Here is a 15,102-nt window from a genome sequence, read left to right as displayed (position 1 = left end):
TGTCGCGCTGCCGCGCGTGCATTGTTCTGCGTTGTCTTTTGCCTCCGCCTGGAGGCCTCACTCAGTTCGCGGGCAAGCGGACCCCTCCGTTGAGCACCGTGAGCGCGAGCCCGGGATGGAAGTCCGCGTGCGACACATTGCGCTCGTTCGGATGCTCTTCCTGTTTCTGGTTGCCGGCGTAGCTGCCCTGTGCGGTGTCCGACGCAGTGCCGTATGGCGTCGTCGGGTCGTCGGGCGCGAGCGGCGCCTGGACGCTCGCGAGCGTGCCCGCAGGCACCGGCGGAACCGGCGCGATGATGTCGGCGGTCAGCCCGGTGGGTTGCACGAGCACGTAATTGCCGACATCGGCGCCGCCCGTCGTCATCGCCGTGGTCACCGGCTTGTCGATGCCCACGGCCGGGTTGTTGAAGTAGCCCACGTCGGCGTTGCCGAGCGTCACCGTGTCGTTGCCGAGCACGCCGGAGAGCCGTGCGCCCGTGAGCGCGTCGAGCACGGTGCCGTCATAGGCCCGGTTGGTCGTTAGCGTGCCCACCACCGTGAGCGGCGCGGGCGTGACCGTCACCCAGTCCACGCCGCCCGCCAGCGTGTAGTTCCCGGCGAGCGCCGCCCCATTGCCGGTGAGCGTGTAGCCGCCGAGCCCGCCCGCGGCGAAGGCATTCTGATTGCCGACGTTCTTCGTCGCGAGCGTGCCGCTGCCCGAGAGCGTGAGCGTCTCGCCGTTCACGCCCTGGAGCACGCCGTTCGCGCCGAACAGGCCCGCCGCCGCGCCAGTGGTCGCGTCGTACACGCGGCTGCCCGTGAGGTTGAGGACGACCGGCGTGATGTCGGCGAACGTGCTCGCCGTCGTGTTGAACGTGTAGTTGCTCGCGCCCGCGCCGCTTGCCGTGATGCCCGCCACCGAGACGGCAATGCCGTTGCCTGCGTTGGGCGTGGCGAAGCTGGCCGACTGCTCGCTGAAGCTGATGTTGTCGCCGCTCAGGATGCCGTTGCTCGCGAGACCGACCGTGGCCGCGCTCGTGCCGTCGTAGACCTTGTTCACGCCCGTTGCCGTCACGGTGACGGCCAGCGGCGTAATGGTGACCCAGTCCACGCCGCCAATGAGCGTGTAGTTGCTCGCCAGCGTGGTGCCGTTGCCGGTGAGCGTATGGTTCGTGCCCCCTCCCGCAATGAACGGCTGTTCGCGTCCGACGTTTCTCGTCGTGAGCGTGCCGTTGCCGGAAAGCGTCAGCGTCTGCCCGGCCACGCCCGTGAGCTGCCCGTTGTTGCCGAAGAGGCTCGCGTCGGCCAGGTTCGTGCCGTCGTAGACGCGGGTGCCCGTGAGGTTCAGCACGTAGGGCAGGATGTCCGCGCTCGTGGTCGCCGTGTTGCTGTACGTGTAGTTGCCGAGGTCGCTGCCCGTGCCCGTGATGCCGGCTACGTTCACCGGAATGCCTCTGCCCGCGTTCGCCGTGGCGAAGTTCGCGCTGCCGGCCGTGAAAGTGGCGGTATCGCTGCCCACGAGGCCGCTCACGGTCAGCCCGTTGAGCGTGGCCGTGGTCGTGGCGTCATACGTCTTGTTCTGCGCGGTGGCCGTGATCGTCAGCAGCTTCGGCGTGATGTCCGCGCTCGTCAGCACCACGGAGTGTCCGAACGAGTAGTTGCTGAGGTCCGTGCCGCTGCCGGTGAGGCCGACGACGATCGGGATACTCGTGCCGACGTTGGCCGTGGTGAAATTGGCCGAGTCGTATCCCACCTGCGCGTTGTCGCCCTGAACGAGGCCACTTACGCTGAAGCTGCCGAGCGTCGCCACCGTCGTGCCGTCATAGACCTTGTTGTTGCCCGTGGCCGTGATCGTCAGCGCCTTCGGCGTGATGGTGACCCAGTCGCCGCTGCCGAGGCCCAGCGTGTAGTTGTTCGCGAGCGCGCTGCCGTTGCCCGTGAGCGTATAGCCCGAGAGGCCGTTCGCGGCAAATGGATTCTGCGTGCCGACGTTCTTCGTGGAGAGCGTGCCGGTGCCGGAAAGCGTCAGCGTTTCGCCGTTCACGCCGGTGAGCACGCCGTTGTTGCCGAACAGGGCGGCATCGGCGCCCGTCGTGCCGTCGTAGACGCGCGTGCCTTGCAGGCTCAGCAGATACTTGAAGATATCCGCGGTCGTGGTGGCCGTGGTGGCGAACGTGTAATTGCCGAGGTCGCTGCCCGTGCCCGTGATGCCCGTTACGTTGACCTGGATGTTGTTGCCCGCGTTCGCCGTAGCGAAGTTCGCGCTGCCGGCCGTGAAGGTGGCGGTGTCGCCGCCCACGAGGCCGCTCACGCTCAGGCCATTGAGCGTGGCCGTGGTCGTGCCGTCATACGTCTTGTTTTGTGCGCTGGCCGTGATGGTCAGCGGTCTCGGCGTGATGTCCGCGCTCGTCACCGCCACCTTGCTGCCGAACGTGTAGTTGCCGATGTCCGCACCGGTGGCGTAGAGAAGGACCGTGATCAGGATGTTCTGTCCGACATTGGCGGTGGCGAAATTGGCCGAGTTGTAGTTCACCGCTGCGTCGTCGCCCGCCACGAGGCCGTTCACGGTAAAGCTGCTGAGCGTGGCGTTCGTGGTGGCGTCGTAGACCTTGTTCTGGCCCACGGCCGTGATCGTCAGCGCTTTCGGCGTAATGCTGACGAAGTCGCCAATGCCGGTGCCCAGCGTGTAATTGCTCGCGAGCGCGCTGCCGTTGCCCGCGAGCGTGTAGCCCGAAAGGCCGCCGAGCGTGGCGAACGGCTGCGCCGAATTCACGTTCTTGCTCGCGAGCGTGCCGCTGCCGGAAAGCGTGAGCGTTTCGCCGTTCACGCCGGTGAGCACGCCGCCCGCACCGAACAGCGTGGCGTTGGCGCCCGTCGTGCCATCGTAGACGCGCGTGCCTTGCAGGACCAGCGTATAGGGCGTGATGTTCGCCGTGATGCCCGTGGGCTGCGTCAAGGTGTAGTTGCCCGCATCCGTGCCGCTCAGCCCGAAATTGGTGGCGACCGCGATGCCATTGTTGACGTTCGGACTCGCAAACGTGCCGGTGGCAGTGTTGGTCAGGGTGACCGCGTCGCTGCCAAGCACACCGCTTAGCGCCGCGTTCTGGAGGGCTGCGTTGGTGGTGCCATCGTAGACCTTGTTGGCAGCGGTGGTGCCGGTCACGCTCAACGGGGCGGGCGTGACCGTCAGCCAGTCGGTGCCCGCGAGTGTGTAGTTGCTGGCGAGGCCGCCATTGCTGCCGTTGCCGAGTGCGAGCGTGCCGAGCGCAAACGGCTTCTGGCTGCCGACGTTCTTGTCGTTGAGCACGCCTGAACCGCTGAGGGTGACCGTTTCGCCGTTCACGCCCGTGAGCGTGCCGCCGCCGAAGTTGCTTGCGTCGGCGCTGGTCGTGGCGTTGTAGACGCGCGAGCCGGTCAGGTTCAGCACGTAGGGCGTGATGCTCACCCAGTCCGTGCCGCCGGCAAGCGTGTAGTTGCTCGCGAGCGCAGTACCGTTGCCCGTGAGGATGTAGTCCGTGGTGCCGTTCGCGCCGAACGGCACCTGAGTGCCGACATTCGGCGAGGAAAGCGCGCCAGCGCCGGAGAGTGTGAGCGTTTCGCCGTTCGTGCCGGTGAGCACGCCGTTGTTGCCGAACAAGGTGGGAGCGGCGTTCGTGGTGCCGTCGTACACGCGCGTGCCCTGAAGGCTCAGCACGTAAGGCGTAATGTTCGCCGTGACGCCCGTGGGCTGCGTCAAGGTGTAGTTGTCCGCATCCGTACCACTGAGCCCGAAGTTGGTGGAGACCGCGATGCCGTTGTTGACGTTCGGGCTCGCAAACGTGCCGGTGGCGGTGTTGGTCAACGCGACCTGATCGCCGCTGAACACGCCGCTTAGCGTCGAGTTGTTGAGGACCGCGTTGGTGTTGCCGTCGTAGACCTTGTTGTTGGCCGTGGTGCCGTTCACGGTCAGTGGCGCGGCCGTGACCGTCAGCCAGTCGGTGCCGCCTGCGAGCGTGTAGTTGCTGGCGAGGCCGCCGTTGCTGCCGTTGCCGAGCGTGAGCGTGCCGAGCGTGAACGGCTTCTGGGTGCCGACGTTCTTGTCGCCCAGCACCCCCGAACCGCTCAGGGTGACCGTCTCGTTGTTCACGCCGGCGAGCGTGCCGCCGCTGAACAGGTTGGCGTCGGCGCTGGTCGTGGCGTTGTAGACGCGCGAGCCGGTCAGGCTCAGCACGTAGGGCGTGATGTTGGCGCTCGTCGTGGCGGTGCTGTTGTCCAGCACATAGTTGGTGGAATCGGCGCCGCTCATGGTGATGCCGGACACGTTGATGGTGATGCCGGTGCCCACATTCGGCGTGACGAAAAGCGCCGAGGTGTCGCTGAACGTCACCTGGTCGCCCGGCGCCACCTGGGCGCTCGAAAGGCCGACCGTGGCCGTGGTGGTCGCATCGTAGACCTTGTTCTGCCCGGTCGCGGTGGCCACGGCAATGTGCAACGCGCTGATGTCGGCCGTGATGCCGCTCGGCTGCTGCACGATGTAGTTGCCCGAATCGGTGCCGCTCAGCCCGAAGTTGGTGGACACCGGGATGTCGTTGCCGACGTTCTTGGTAGCGAACGTGCCATAGACGGTGTTGGTCAGCGCCACCTGATCGCCGCTGAACACGCCGTTGAGCACCGAGTTGTGGATGGTCGCCGTGGTGGTTCCGTCGTACGTCTTGTTGTCGGCATAGGTCCCGCTCACGGTCAGCGTGTAGGGCGTGATCGTCAGCCAGTCCGTGCCGCCCACGAGCGTGTAGTTGCTGGCCTGGCCGGTGCCGTTGCCGAGCGCGAGCGAGCCGAAGCTGGCGAACGGCTTCTGGGTGCCCACATTCTTGTCGTTCAGCGTGCCGGTGCCGGTCAGCGTCAGCGTCTCGCTGTTGACGCCGGTATTGATCGTGCCGCCCGGCGCGAAGACGCTCGAGTCCGCGTTGGTCGTGGCGTCGTAGACGCGCGTGCCCTGCAGATTGATGATGCGGGCCAGGATGTTGGCCGTGGTATTCGCCGTCGTATTGTTCAGCGTGTAATTGCCGGCGTTGGCGCCCGTAGCGGTGATACCCGTCACCGTGACCGGCAAATCTTGCCCGACGTTGGCCTGCGAGAAGCTGGCCGAATAGCTGAACGTCAGGTTATCGCCCGCAATCAACGGCGAGTTGGTGAGGTTGACCTGGGCATTCGTGGTGCCGTCGTAGTACTTGTCGATGCCGGTGGCCGTGACCGTGATGCCGAGCGGCGTGATGTTCGCGGTAATCCCCGTGGGCTGAATGAGCGTGTAATTGCCCGAGTCCGTGCCGGAGATCGTCATGCTCGTGGAGACCGGCTTGCCATTGCCCACGTTCTTGTTGTTGAACTGGCCAAGCGTGGTGTTGCCCAATGCCACCTGGTCCGAGCCCAGCACGCCGTAGAGCGTCGCGCCCGATAGCGCAGCGTTGGTGTTGCCGTCGTAGACCTTGTTGGCCGCCGCGGTGTTGAGCACCGTCAGCTGCGCGGGCGTGATGGTCACCCAGTCCACGCCGCCCACGAGCGTGTAGTTGCTCGCGAGGCCGCTGCCGTTAACGAGCGTCAGCGTGTTGAGGCCGGAAGCGCCGGCAACGAACGGCTGCTGATTGCCCACGTTTTTGGTGGACAGCACGCCGGCCCCGGTCAGGCCCAGCGTTTCGCCGTTGACGCCGGCGATCGTGCCGTTGCTCGTGAGGAACAGGCTCGAATCGGCGCCGGTCGTGGCGTCGTAGACGCGCGTGCCCTGCAGATTGATGATCTTGGCCGTAATCTCGCCCAGCGTGCCGGTTGCCTCGGTCGGCAGACTGTAGTTCGACAGGTTCGTGCCCACCGCCGCCGAGTAGTCGGACGGCTCGAGCGTCGCGCCAAGGCCGACGTTGGTGCCCACATTGGGCGACAGGTAGCCGCTCGCGGCGGTCTGCGTGATCGTGGCGCTCTGATTGCCGACAAAGCCCGAGAGCGTGAAATCGGACGCGCCAAGCGTCACCGAGGTCGTGCCGTCGTACTGCTTGATCGGGTTGCCCGTGATCGTGACCGTGATCGGCGCCGGCGTGATGTTCGCAAACAGGCCCGAAGGCTGCGACACGGTGTAGTTGCCCGCCTGCGGGCCGCTCACGGTAAAGCCGCTCGCGGTGACCAGCAGGTTGTTGCCCACGTTTGCGGTGATGAACTGGCCTGTGGCGCCGCCCGACGAGAGCGTGACGCTGTCGCTGCCGAGCACGCCCGAGAGCGTGGCATTGCCGGTGTTGATCGTGGCGGTGGTCGTGGCGTCGTACACCTTGTTGTTCGCCACCGCGCCGGTCACGGTGAGCGGCGCGGGCGTGATGTTCGCGGCAAGCCCGGTGATAGGCTGCAGCGTGTAGTTGCCCGCCGCGCTGCCCGAGATGCCGAAGCCGCTCGCCGTGACGGCAATGCCGTTGCCCACGTTCGACTGGGCGAACGTGCCGGTGGTGGACGTGTTGAGCGTGACGTTGCCCGCGTCGGACGGCACGAGACCCGAGAGCGACGCGCTGCTCACATTGAGCGTGTCGGCCGTGGTGGTGTCGTAGACCTTGTTGGTCGCGTAGGCGTTGATGATGTACAGCGGCGCGGGGGTGATGATCCCCGGCCCCGAGGCGGTGAGGGGCAACAGGTAATTGCTGAGCAGCGTGCCGCTGTTGGCGGTGTAGTTGCCCGGCACGAGCGATCCGCTGACGATCCAGGTGCCCGCGTTCGCGCTCGCGTAATTGAACTGCGAGGTCGGTGTCACGGTGGCGCCCTCGCCGCTCACGAAGCCGGCGACCGTCAAGTTGCTGCCGGTCACGGGTGCGATCGTGTCGCCGTTGTAGACCTTCCTCGGCAGGCCGGAGACATAGACGGTCAGCGGCGCCGGAAGAATGGTGCCCATGCCATACGCCGCGACCGGGAACGAATAGTTGTTGAGGTCGGTTCCGGCATTCGGCGTCAGTTCGGACTGCGTAAGGCTCGCCGTCACCGGCTGGGACCCGGCGTCCTTCGACGCGTACTGCCCGGTGATGGTCTGGTTGACCGTCGCGCCCTGGCCGCTGACGAAGCCGCTAAACGTGAAGCCGTCTGCAGGAATCGTGGCGGTCGTGGTGCCGTCGTAGGTCTTGGTCGGGTTGTCCGTGATCGACGCCGTCAGCTCGCCGGGGCCGATCTGCCGCTTCACGATCGTGCCCATGCCCGTCGCGAGGGTCGGCAATGCGTAGTCGGTGAGCAGCGTGTTCGGGCCGGCCTGGTAGTCGCCGGCCGGAATCGTCGCGCTCACGTTCCAGTAGCCGACGTTGGACGACGCATAGGTGCCCGTCGGCGGGTAGGGATTCAGGGTGATGCTCTCGCCGGGGATCGCGCCGGCCACCTGGTAGTTGTTGGCCCCGAGCGAAGCCGTATCGTTGCCGTCGTAAGTCTTGGTCGGGTTGTTGATGATGGTGACGGTCACCGGCGCGGGCGTGATGATCCCGCTCGATGCGCTGATCGTGGGCGAGAACGTGTAGTTCGACATCGCCGTGCCGGCCGCCGGCACGAAATCGGAAGGCGTGAGCGACGCGTTGATGGGAATATTGGTGCCCGCATGCGACGTGGCATAGGACCCCGACACCTGGTCGATGGTCGCGCTCTGCCCGCCCACGAAGCCCGTGATCGTGTAGTTCGACTGACCGAGCACGACATGGTTGGTGCCGTCGTAGACCTTGGTCGGCGAGCCGACCAGCGTGATCGTGAGCGGCGCTGGCGTGATGTTCGCGGTGAGGCCGCTGGCGATGGCGGTCACACTGTAATTGCTGGCCGCCGATCCGCCGAGCGTCACGCCGTTGACCGAGAGAGCGAGGTTGTTGCCCACGTTCGACTGGCTGAACGTGCCCGTGGCGCCGCTCGTCGACAGCGTGACGTTGCTGGCGTCCGAGGGCACGAGGCCCGTGATCGTGGCATTGCTGAGGTTCAGCGTCGCCGCCGTCGTGGCGTCGTACACCTTGTCGCTCGCCGTGATGCCCGTGATCGTCAGCGACTTCGGCGTGATGTTCGCGGCCAGATAGAGCGGCGGCGAGATCGTATAGTTGCCGGCCTTGGCGCCCGTGAGCGTGAAGCCCGTGGCCGCGACGCTAATGCCATTGCCCACGTTGGGCGTGGCGAACAGGCCGCTCGCGCCGCTCGTGTCCAGCGAAACCTGCCCGCTGTCCGTGCTGATCACACCGAAGATCGCGGCGCCGCTCGTGTTGAGCGTGGCGGCGCGCGTGCCGTCGTAGACCTTGTTGTTGGCGATGAGCCCGGTGATGCTCAACGGCGCGGGCGTGATGGTGCCGGTGCCAGTGGCCGAGGTCGGCAGCGTGTAGTTGGCGAGATTCGTGCCGCTGTTCGCGACGAAATTGGTCGACGTGAAGGTCGCGCTGATGGGAATGTTCGTGCCGGCGTTGGGGCTCGCATAGGCCACCGAGCTGGCCTGGTTCACGGTGGCGCCCTGCCCCTGCACGAAGCCCGTGAAGCTGTAGTTGCTGGCCGTGAGCGTTGCCGACGTGGTGCCGTCGTATACCGTGGTCGGATTGTTGACGATGGCCGCCGTAAGCGGCGCGGGCGTGATGGTGCCAATGTCGGCCGAGGCCCTGCCCGTCGCCTGGTAGCCGTAGGCCGGAATGCCCGTCGCGGTCGTGACGACCACGCCCGCGAACGTCGTGGGCGAATTCACCGTGATGCCCGTGCCCGCGTTGGACGTGGCATAGCTGCCCGTTGCGCTGGCGATGATGTCGCCGTTATAGAGCCCGGTCGTCACCAGATTCGCGTTGGTCAGGTTCGCGGTGGTGGTGCCGTCGTAGACCTTGGTCACAGAGCCCGTCAGGCCCGTGAGCGTGATCGTGGGCGCGAGGCTGTAGAGAAAGCCGTTGCCGGAAGCCGCCGGGGTCGTGCCGTACGGGGCGTTGTACTGGATGTACGAGGGCGTGAGCCCCCCTGTGGTGTCTTTCTTCGGATCGCTCGAGTAGATCAGCCAGGGCGAGGACGTGCCCGTGCTCACGGCCGCGCTGCCCGCGTTGTTCACGAAGTTGCCGGCCGTGGCGAGCGTCACGCCCGTGCCGCCCGTGATCGACCCGCCTGCCCCGATCGTCAGGTTCGCGCCGCGCGCCAGCATGGTCACGCCGCCCGCGCCGTTCACGCCCGCGTTCACGTTGATGGCGTTGTACGCATCGAGCGTCAGGGTGGCCGCCGCATTGGTCCAGCTAATCGCCGCATTGACGTTGATGTCGCCCGCGCCGGGCGACTGCACGCCGGCGCCGGTCGCGCCCGTTGCGGTCGTCTGCTCGGTGACGCTGGTGCCGCCGTTGAGCGTGTTCGAGATCGTGCTGGCCGCGTTGGCGTCGATGGTCAGGTCGGTGGGGTCAACGAGCCAGGTGCCGGCCCGCCCGAGCGGCGCGGCAGCCGTGATATGCGTATCGGGCGCGAGATTGAACTGCGCCGCCGACGTTTCGATGAACCCGCCGTTGCCGCCATTGGGCGCGCTCGCGTCGAGCGTGCCACCCACGTTGACCTGCCCCGCCTCCATGCCGCCCAGCAGGACGATGGTGCCCTGGTGGTCCTCGACCGTCTGCGCGCGGATCTTGCCCGTGTTGTTCACGGCGCTGGCGAGCAGCGCGTCTTTAGCGCCCGCGGTCATGATGACCTGTCCGCCGTCGGCCACCAGCAGCTGGCGGTTTTCGGCCAGATTGTCGAGCGTGCTCGCATCGACCTGGATATGGACGAGCCGCGAGCCGTCGAACGTGAGCGTCGCGGCGCTGCCGCCCGCCAGCGCAATCGTACCCAGGCGCGCGCTGATGACGCCCTGATTGGAGACGCGATTGCCCAGCAGGGCGACATAGCCGCCATCTGCCGCCGTAATCGTGCCCTGGTTGACGACGCTGCCCTGCCCGTTGCCGCTGAAGCGGCGGGTGCTGCTGCTGAGGCTGTTGGGATCGAGGTCGAGCGTGGAAGCCACGATGCCGCCGACGTTCACGCGCGCGGACGGCCCGAACAGCACCCCGTTGGGATTGATGAGCCAGACCTGGCCATTGGCGTTCAGGTGGCCCATGATGGCGCTCGGCGTGCTGCCGAAGATGCGATTGACCGCCAGCGCACTGGCGCCCGGCTGGACGAAATTGACCGTCTGGCCGGCGCCGACGTTGAAGCTCTGCCAGTTCAGCTGCAGCGTCTGGCTGCCTTGCTGGATCGTGGTGACCGCGCCCGCCTGGCTGATCGAGCCAATGCCCGAAACGATCTGGCCGCCGCTGGGCCCGCCCGCGCCATACGCCGGGCCGATCACCAGCCATGGCATCCCCGCCGCGAAAACCAGCGCCACCGCGCGCCGCACGCCTTTTGCGACACGGCAAGCGCCGCTGCCCGAACGCCGCGTGGCAAGCTCGGACGCAACAACCCATTGTCTAAGCGAACGATTCCAGCACAAACGGTAAATATGATTCATGGCATCGCCCAACGTATTCAGGGAAACGAGCAATATCGACACGGCACGAAGGCCGCACGGACAACGCGAACCGCCAAACGCTGCGCGAGCGGGCGCGCCCGCTCGGACAGATCCGCCGGGTTCGTATTACCTCGCCTTTTGACTCACTGCGTAATTTTTGGTAATTCGATGAAAAACTGCCATAGGTAATCGGGGTAATTTCATTGCCCTTTTGGGCAATATCGATGGGAAAACCCATCCAATAATCGATTCGAAACTATCGCTTTCGCATAAACAACCGATAGCCCGAAATACGCCAGTTACCGTAGAATCCTCAGGACCCCGCCCCTAATACAACTTAAGGCTCGAGGAATAGAGATGGCGCAGCTCATTCACCACCCCGCATACCTGTTCATCGCGCTGATTGCACTGCTTAGTGTGGCCGCCGCGTGTGGCGCACTCATCATGCAGCGCGTCTTTCCCCTCTCCAACGACGCGCGGGACAACTACAACGTGGTGCAGGGCGCCACGCTCACACTGCTCGCACTCCTGATCGGTTTTACGCTCTCGATGGCCGTCAGCCGCTATGACCAGCGCAAGAACTACGAGGAAGAGGAAGCCAACGCCATTGGCACGGAGTACGTGCGCGCCGATTTGATCGGTGAAGCCGACGCGCCGAAAGTCAAGGCTCTGCTCGCGCAGTATCTCGAACTGCGCATTGAGAACTACAAGACACGCAGCGGCCCCGAACTCGCCGCCATCAACAACAAGACCACCGAATTGCAGGCGCAGTTGTGGACGAGCGTGCGCGGCGTGGCCCTCGAACGGCCAACGCCCATCTCGGCGCTGGTGGTCTCGGGCATGAACGACGTGCTGAACACGCAGGGCTATACGCAAGCGGCCTGGGCCAATCGCATTCCGGTCTCCGCGTGGGGGCTGATGATGCTGATCGCATTTTTCAGCAATCTCATGCAGGGGTATGGCGCGCGCGGCTCGACCGGCCGGCGCGTGCTGCTGTTCGTGCTGCCCATTACCGTGGCGCTATCGCTTTCGTTGATTGCCGATATCGATAGCCCGCGCGGCGGCCTGATTCGCGTCGTGCCGATCAATATGATCAGCTTGCAGCAGTCGCTGGCGTCGCTGCCCTGAAAAGCCGCAGCGTTCGACCGGTTGCACACTCCGCGCTGCCTGCCGTACCGCAAGCGGCTGGCGCCGCGGAGTCGGGCGGCGCGGCTATGAAGAACGCGAAGGCATCCGGGAACGCCCCGACGCGCGGACGCCCCTGGCGCCCACGCCCGCCTTACTTCACGCGTTCGATGTCGCCCGGCTTCCAGCTGCCATCGAGTGCGGGCTGATCGGGCCCATAGAGGCGCAGGATGGCAAAGAAGCCACGGCCAGGCACCGTTGCGAGCCAGTTGCCCTTCTCGCCTTCCGGCGCCTTCGGCCCGATGTAGAGGGTCGTCGAGCCATCCGCGTTTTCTTTCGGATGATTGAGCTTGCCGAGCGATGGGAAAGGCTGCCCGTTGTCGAGCCCGGATGCGTTCGACGCGTCGTACAAGGTGACCGACCAGAAGAGCTTCGCCGGAATGTTCGCCGGCAGCGTGACCTTGTAGCTGTGATCGCCCACCAGCGGCTGCCCCGACGCGTCATCGAATCCGATCATGTAGAACGCGCCCTTGCCTGGCGTCATCGACACCATGCCCGGGCTGATCGAGTAGTAGTCCGTAAAGAACCAGATCCGTCCGTCGATGTCGCGATAGCCGCCCTTGTTGGACGTGAAGCCCAGGTCGTTGGCCGAGTTCGGCCAGCGCGACGTCATGTTGTTGACGGGGTTCACCCACTGGCGATCGGCGTAGACGCGCAGGCTCTTGTCGGCCTTCAGGCCAATCACGCGGCTGGTCTTGTAGCCTGTCTTGGCCGCGTCGGCCAGGATTTTCTTCGTGGCCGCATCCGGCTGGAACGGCACGCCTTTAGCGATGCCGAGGCCGGCAAGCATGCCGAGCCAGTCCGGATCGGCAAGATTGCTGCCCTCGGTGTCCACGAGGTACTTGAAGTCTTCGAAGGCTCTCAGGTCGCTGCGCGGCAGCATGTCATGCGGCTTGCCCGACGCATCGAAGAATGCCATTTTCTCGGCACTGTCCTTCTTGCCCAACGGATACAGCACCGACTGCTTGAGCAGATCCGTCGCCGGGCCGATATTGTCGAGCGACTGATAGAACGAGCGCAGGAAAATGAAGATGTTGTTGGTCTGCGAGCGGTAGACATAGTAGCCCGACGGCACATCGCCGGAGTAGCCCGGCGGCAGAATCAGGAACTTGCCGCCGGCTCCGCCATCGGGGCCCGGCAGGCCGATGTCGCCGGCATAGGCCGTGCCGTTGACGGTCGGCCCCGGGATCGGGCGTTGCCACATATCCAGCAGGATTCCCTGGAGTTTCGGCGGCGCCTCGAAGACCAGCGGTCCCGTGTCGGCAAGGTTGACGAACACCATGCCGTAGATGAGATCGGAATTCGGCGTCGTGATGAGGGTCTTGGCATCGAGACGCTTCGCCCAGATCGCCATCTTGTTGTAGCCGGTGCCATAAGCCTGCGCGAAGCCATCGCGCATCCCCATGGTGTTGAGCAGCGGCAAGCCCCACAGGTAAGTTTGGGTCGCGCGCTGGAACGTCAATTCGTCGGTCAGCGTCTTTGCCGTCTGTTCAGTCGGACGGCCCTCGGCGAACGCGCTGTTGGCGAGCGCATCGAAGCGGCTCGTTTGTGCGGACGCACCGGCCGCGCAAACTGAGGCAGCCAGTGCAACGGCCAGGACCGGGCGGTTAGCCAATTTCTTCTTCATCCTGTTCTCTCGCACACAATGGTCAGTTGCTCTTTTCCGCAGCCGGCGGCGTCCACTTGCCGTCGATCACGTCCTGTTTGGGCCAATAGGTCCGCTGATACAGCGAGAAATCGCCCTTGGGCGCCGGGATCCAGTTCGACTCCTTGTCGGCGCCGGGAGATTCGTTCTGCACATAGAGGGTGAGCGAGCCATCCGCGTTGTACTTCAAACTCTTGTTCTTCGTGCCGAGCGAGTAACGATTGATCGAATTCGGCTCGAACAGGTGATGCTCGTTGTACACCGTCAACGACCAGAAACCGTTTACCGGCGGCAGCGTCTTGTAGGTGACCGTATAGTGGTTCGCACCATTCAGGCGCGTGCCCTTGCTGTCGACATCGAGGTAGAAGTAACGGGTCTCCTCGGGGCGGTTGACGTACATGTTCGAGCGCGCGATGGCGGTGCGCGTCACGTAGTCATATCCGAAGCGTCCACCGTTGGGCGCCGTCGTCCAGCCATGGCCCACCGGGACGCCGTTGTTGCTGAACTGGAACAGCGGGCCAACGAGACTCTTGTCCGTGTCGATCGCAATCTGCTTGAGCTGGTCCTTGATGGCGGGATCTTTCGCGGCTGCATCGAGCACGGCCTTCATTTGCGCGTACAGCGCTTCTTCACCCGGCAGCGGCGGGACTTCGCGAAGCACGTCGGGCAACTCGTCGAAGAACGTCTCGGGATCGACCCACTTCGTCTCGCCCGAGCCCTGGCCCTCCGGCGCGGGGAACGACGGCACCTTCGACCAGTCCCGGGTCTGCAGCTTGCCGGTATAGCGGCTGAGCGGGTAAATCGCGATCTTGTCCAGCACCGGCTGGATCGCCTTGCGGTCCTCGGCCGTATCGTCGAGGAAAATGCGCGGCGCCATGCCGATCAGATCCGTTGGCGCATGGAATACCCTGGTGATGCCCTTCGGAACCGTACCCTTCCAGTTCGGGCCCACCACCATGTACATGCCGGGCTTCGTGCCGTATTGCTTGCCGAGTCCGCCAAAACTGTCGGTGCGCGCGTCATAGAGCGCATAGACCCAGAAACGCTTGCCGAAGTCCGGCACCTGGATGATGACCGGGTCCTTGTCCACCGCCGCGAAGCCGAAGCCATAGACCACATCCTGGTTCGGGCAGGTGACGAAACGCTCCTCGGGGGAAATATAGTCCGTGAGCATCGTGATATAGCCCGTAGGCGCGACCGGCAATACGCCGCCCAGGCGGCCCGGCTCCGGCGCCTTGTTGAAACTCGCGCGGCGATGGCGGGCATTGATGAGCGGCCAGCCCCAGAGATACGCCATCCGGCCGACCGTCGCCACATACTCTTTTGTCATGACGATGTTGGCGGGCGGCGCGCCGATGGTGCTCGCGGGAATCGCCGTCGCCTGCTGTGCCAGCGCGAAGGCGGAAGCGCTCGCGAGCAGGAGGGCCAACGAACTACAAACCACTTGCCTCGTTGCGTTTTTCAAAATAAAACCCCTCAATGTTCCTTTTATGAAAACCCTGCATAGACGAACCAGCCTTCTAGCCCACCCGAAAGGGTCCGCGATCCTTTCCACGTATCCAGTTCGGAGGACGCCCCATGCCGTTCCACGTCTGCCCTGTCTGGGGATCCCGGTACCGGACCAGATCCGACAATTCGGGGCCAAATAACTGCTGGGAGGTGATGGCATATTCTTTGATTTTGCGGCGCATGTCGGCCACCACATCCGGCAATTCCCGGCGACGCAATGCTTCAGCCTCGGCTTCCAGAGCGCACAGCCGCGCCTTCACCATCGGGTAGGTTTTCGCCATTCACTCCACCTGTACGCTGCACGGTCATACAATAAGCGACGGCGGAAAAATGC

At 64.9% G+C, this 15,102-nt stretch carries 5 protein-coding genes; 1 reads left to right on the top strand and 4 read right to left on the bottom strand.

All coding sequences use genetic code 11. The features are described 5' to 3' along the window. Nucleotides 1-61 precede the first annotated feature (61 nt). The gene (locus BO1_RS17140) at nt 62-10,429 is read right to left on the bottom strand and encodes a YDG domain-containing protein (RefSeq protein ID WP_084688012.1); all 10,368 of its coding nucleotides are present in this window, start codon (nt 10,427-10,429) and stop codon (nt 62-64) included. Between the two features lie 357 nt (nt 10,430-10,786). Here BO1_RS17140 and BO1_RS17135 point away from each other — a divergent pair, with 357 nt between their 5' ends. Further along, nucleotides 10,787-11,557, top strand: a complete 771-nt coding sequence (locus tag BO1_RS17135; RefSeq protein WP_028218613.1) for a bestrophin-like domain — start codon at nt 10,787-10,789, stop codon at nt 11,555-11,557. 151 nt (nt 11,558-11,708) lie between these two features. Here BO1_RS17135 and BO1_RS17130 read toward each other — a convergent pair whose 3' ends face one another. The 3 genes from BO1_RS17130 to BO1_RS17120 all read right to left on the bottom strand — a co-directional run bounded on the left by BO1_RS17130 (nt 11,709) and on the right by BO1_RS17120 (nt 15,049). Then, nucleotides 11,709-13,241 carry a DUF1254 domain-containing protein gene (locus BO1_RS17130; protein WP_028218612.1) on the bottom strand — a complete coding sequence of 511 codons (1,533 nt, stop codon included), beginning with the start codon at nt 13,239-13,241 and terminating at the stop codon, nt 11,709-11,711. Nucleotides 13,242-13,263: 22 nt separating this feature from the next. After that, the gene (locus BO1_RS17125; RefSeq protein WP_245643815.1) at nt 13,264-14,688 is read right to left on the bottom strand and encodes a DUF1254 domain-containing protein; all 1,425 of its coding nucleotides are present in this window, start codon (nt 14,686-14,688) and stop codon (nt 13,264-13,266) included. 91 nt (nt 14,689-14,779) lie between these two features. Further along, nucleotides 14,780-15,049, bottom strand: coding sequence for an H-NS histone family protein (locus tag BO1_RS17120; RefSeq protein ID WP_028218610.1), 270 nt, complete (start codon nt 15,047-15,049; stop codon nt 14,780-14,782). Nucleotides 15,050-15,102 lie beyond the last annotated feature (53 nt).

The organism is Paraburkholderia oxyphila NBRC 105797 (genome assembly GCF_000685075.1).
In the GTDB taxonomy this organism is placed as follows: domain Bacteria; phylum Pseudomonadota; class Gammaproteobacteria; order Burkholderiales; family Burkholderiaceae; genus Paraburkholderia; species Paraburkholderia oxyphila.
The sequence above is the reverse complement of the archived record's forward strand: the minus strand, read 5'-3'. Positions and strand labels throughout refer to the sequence as shown.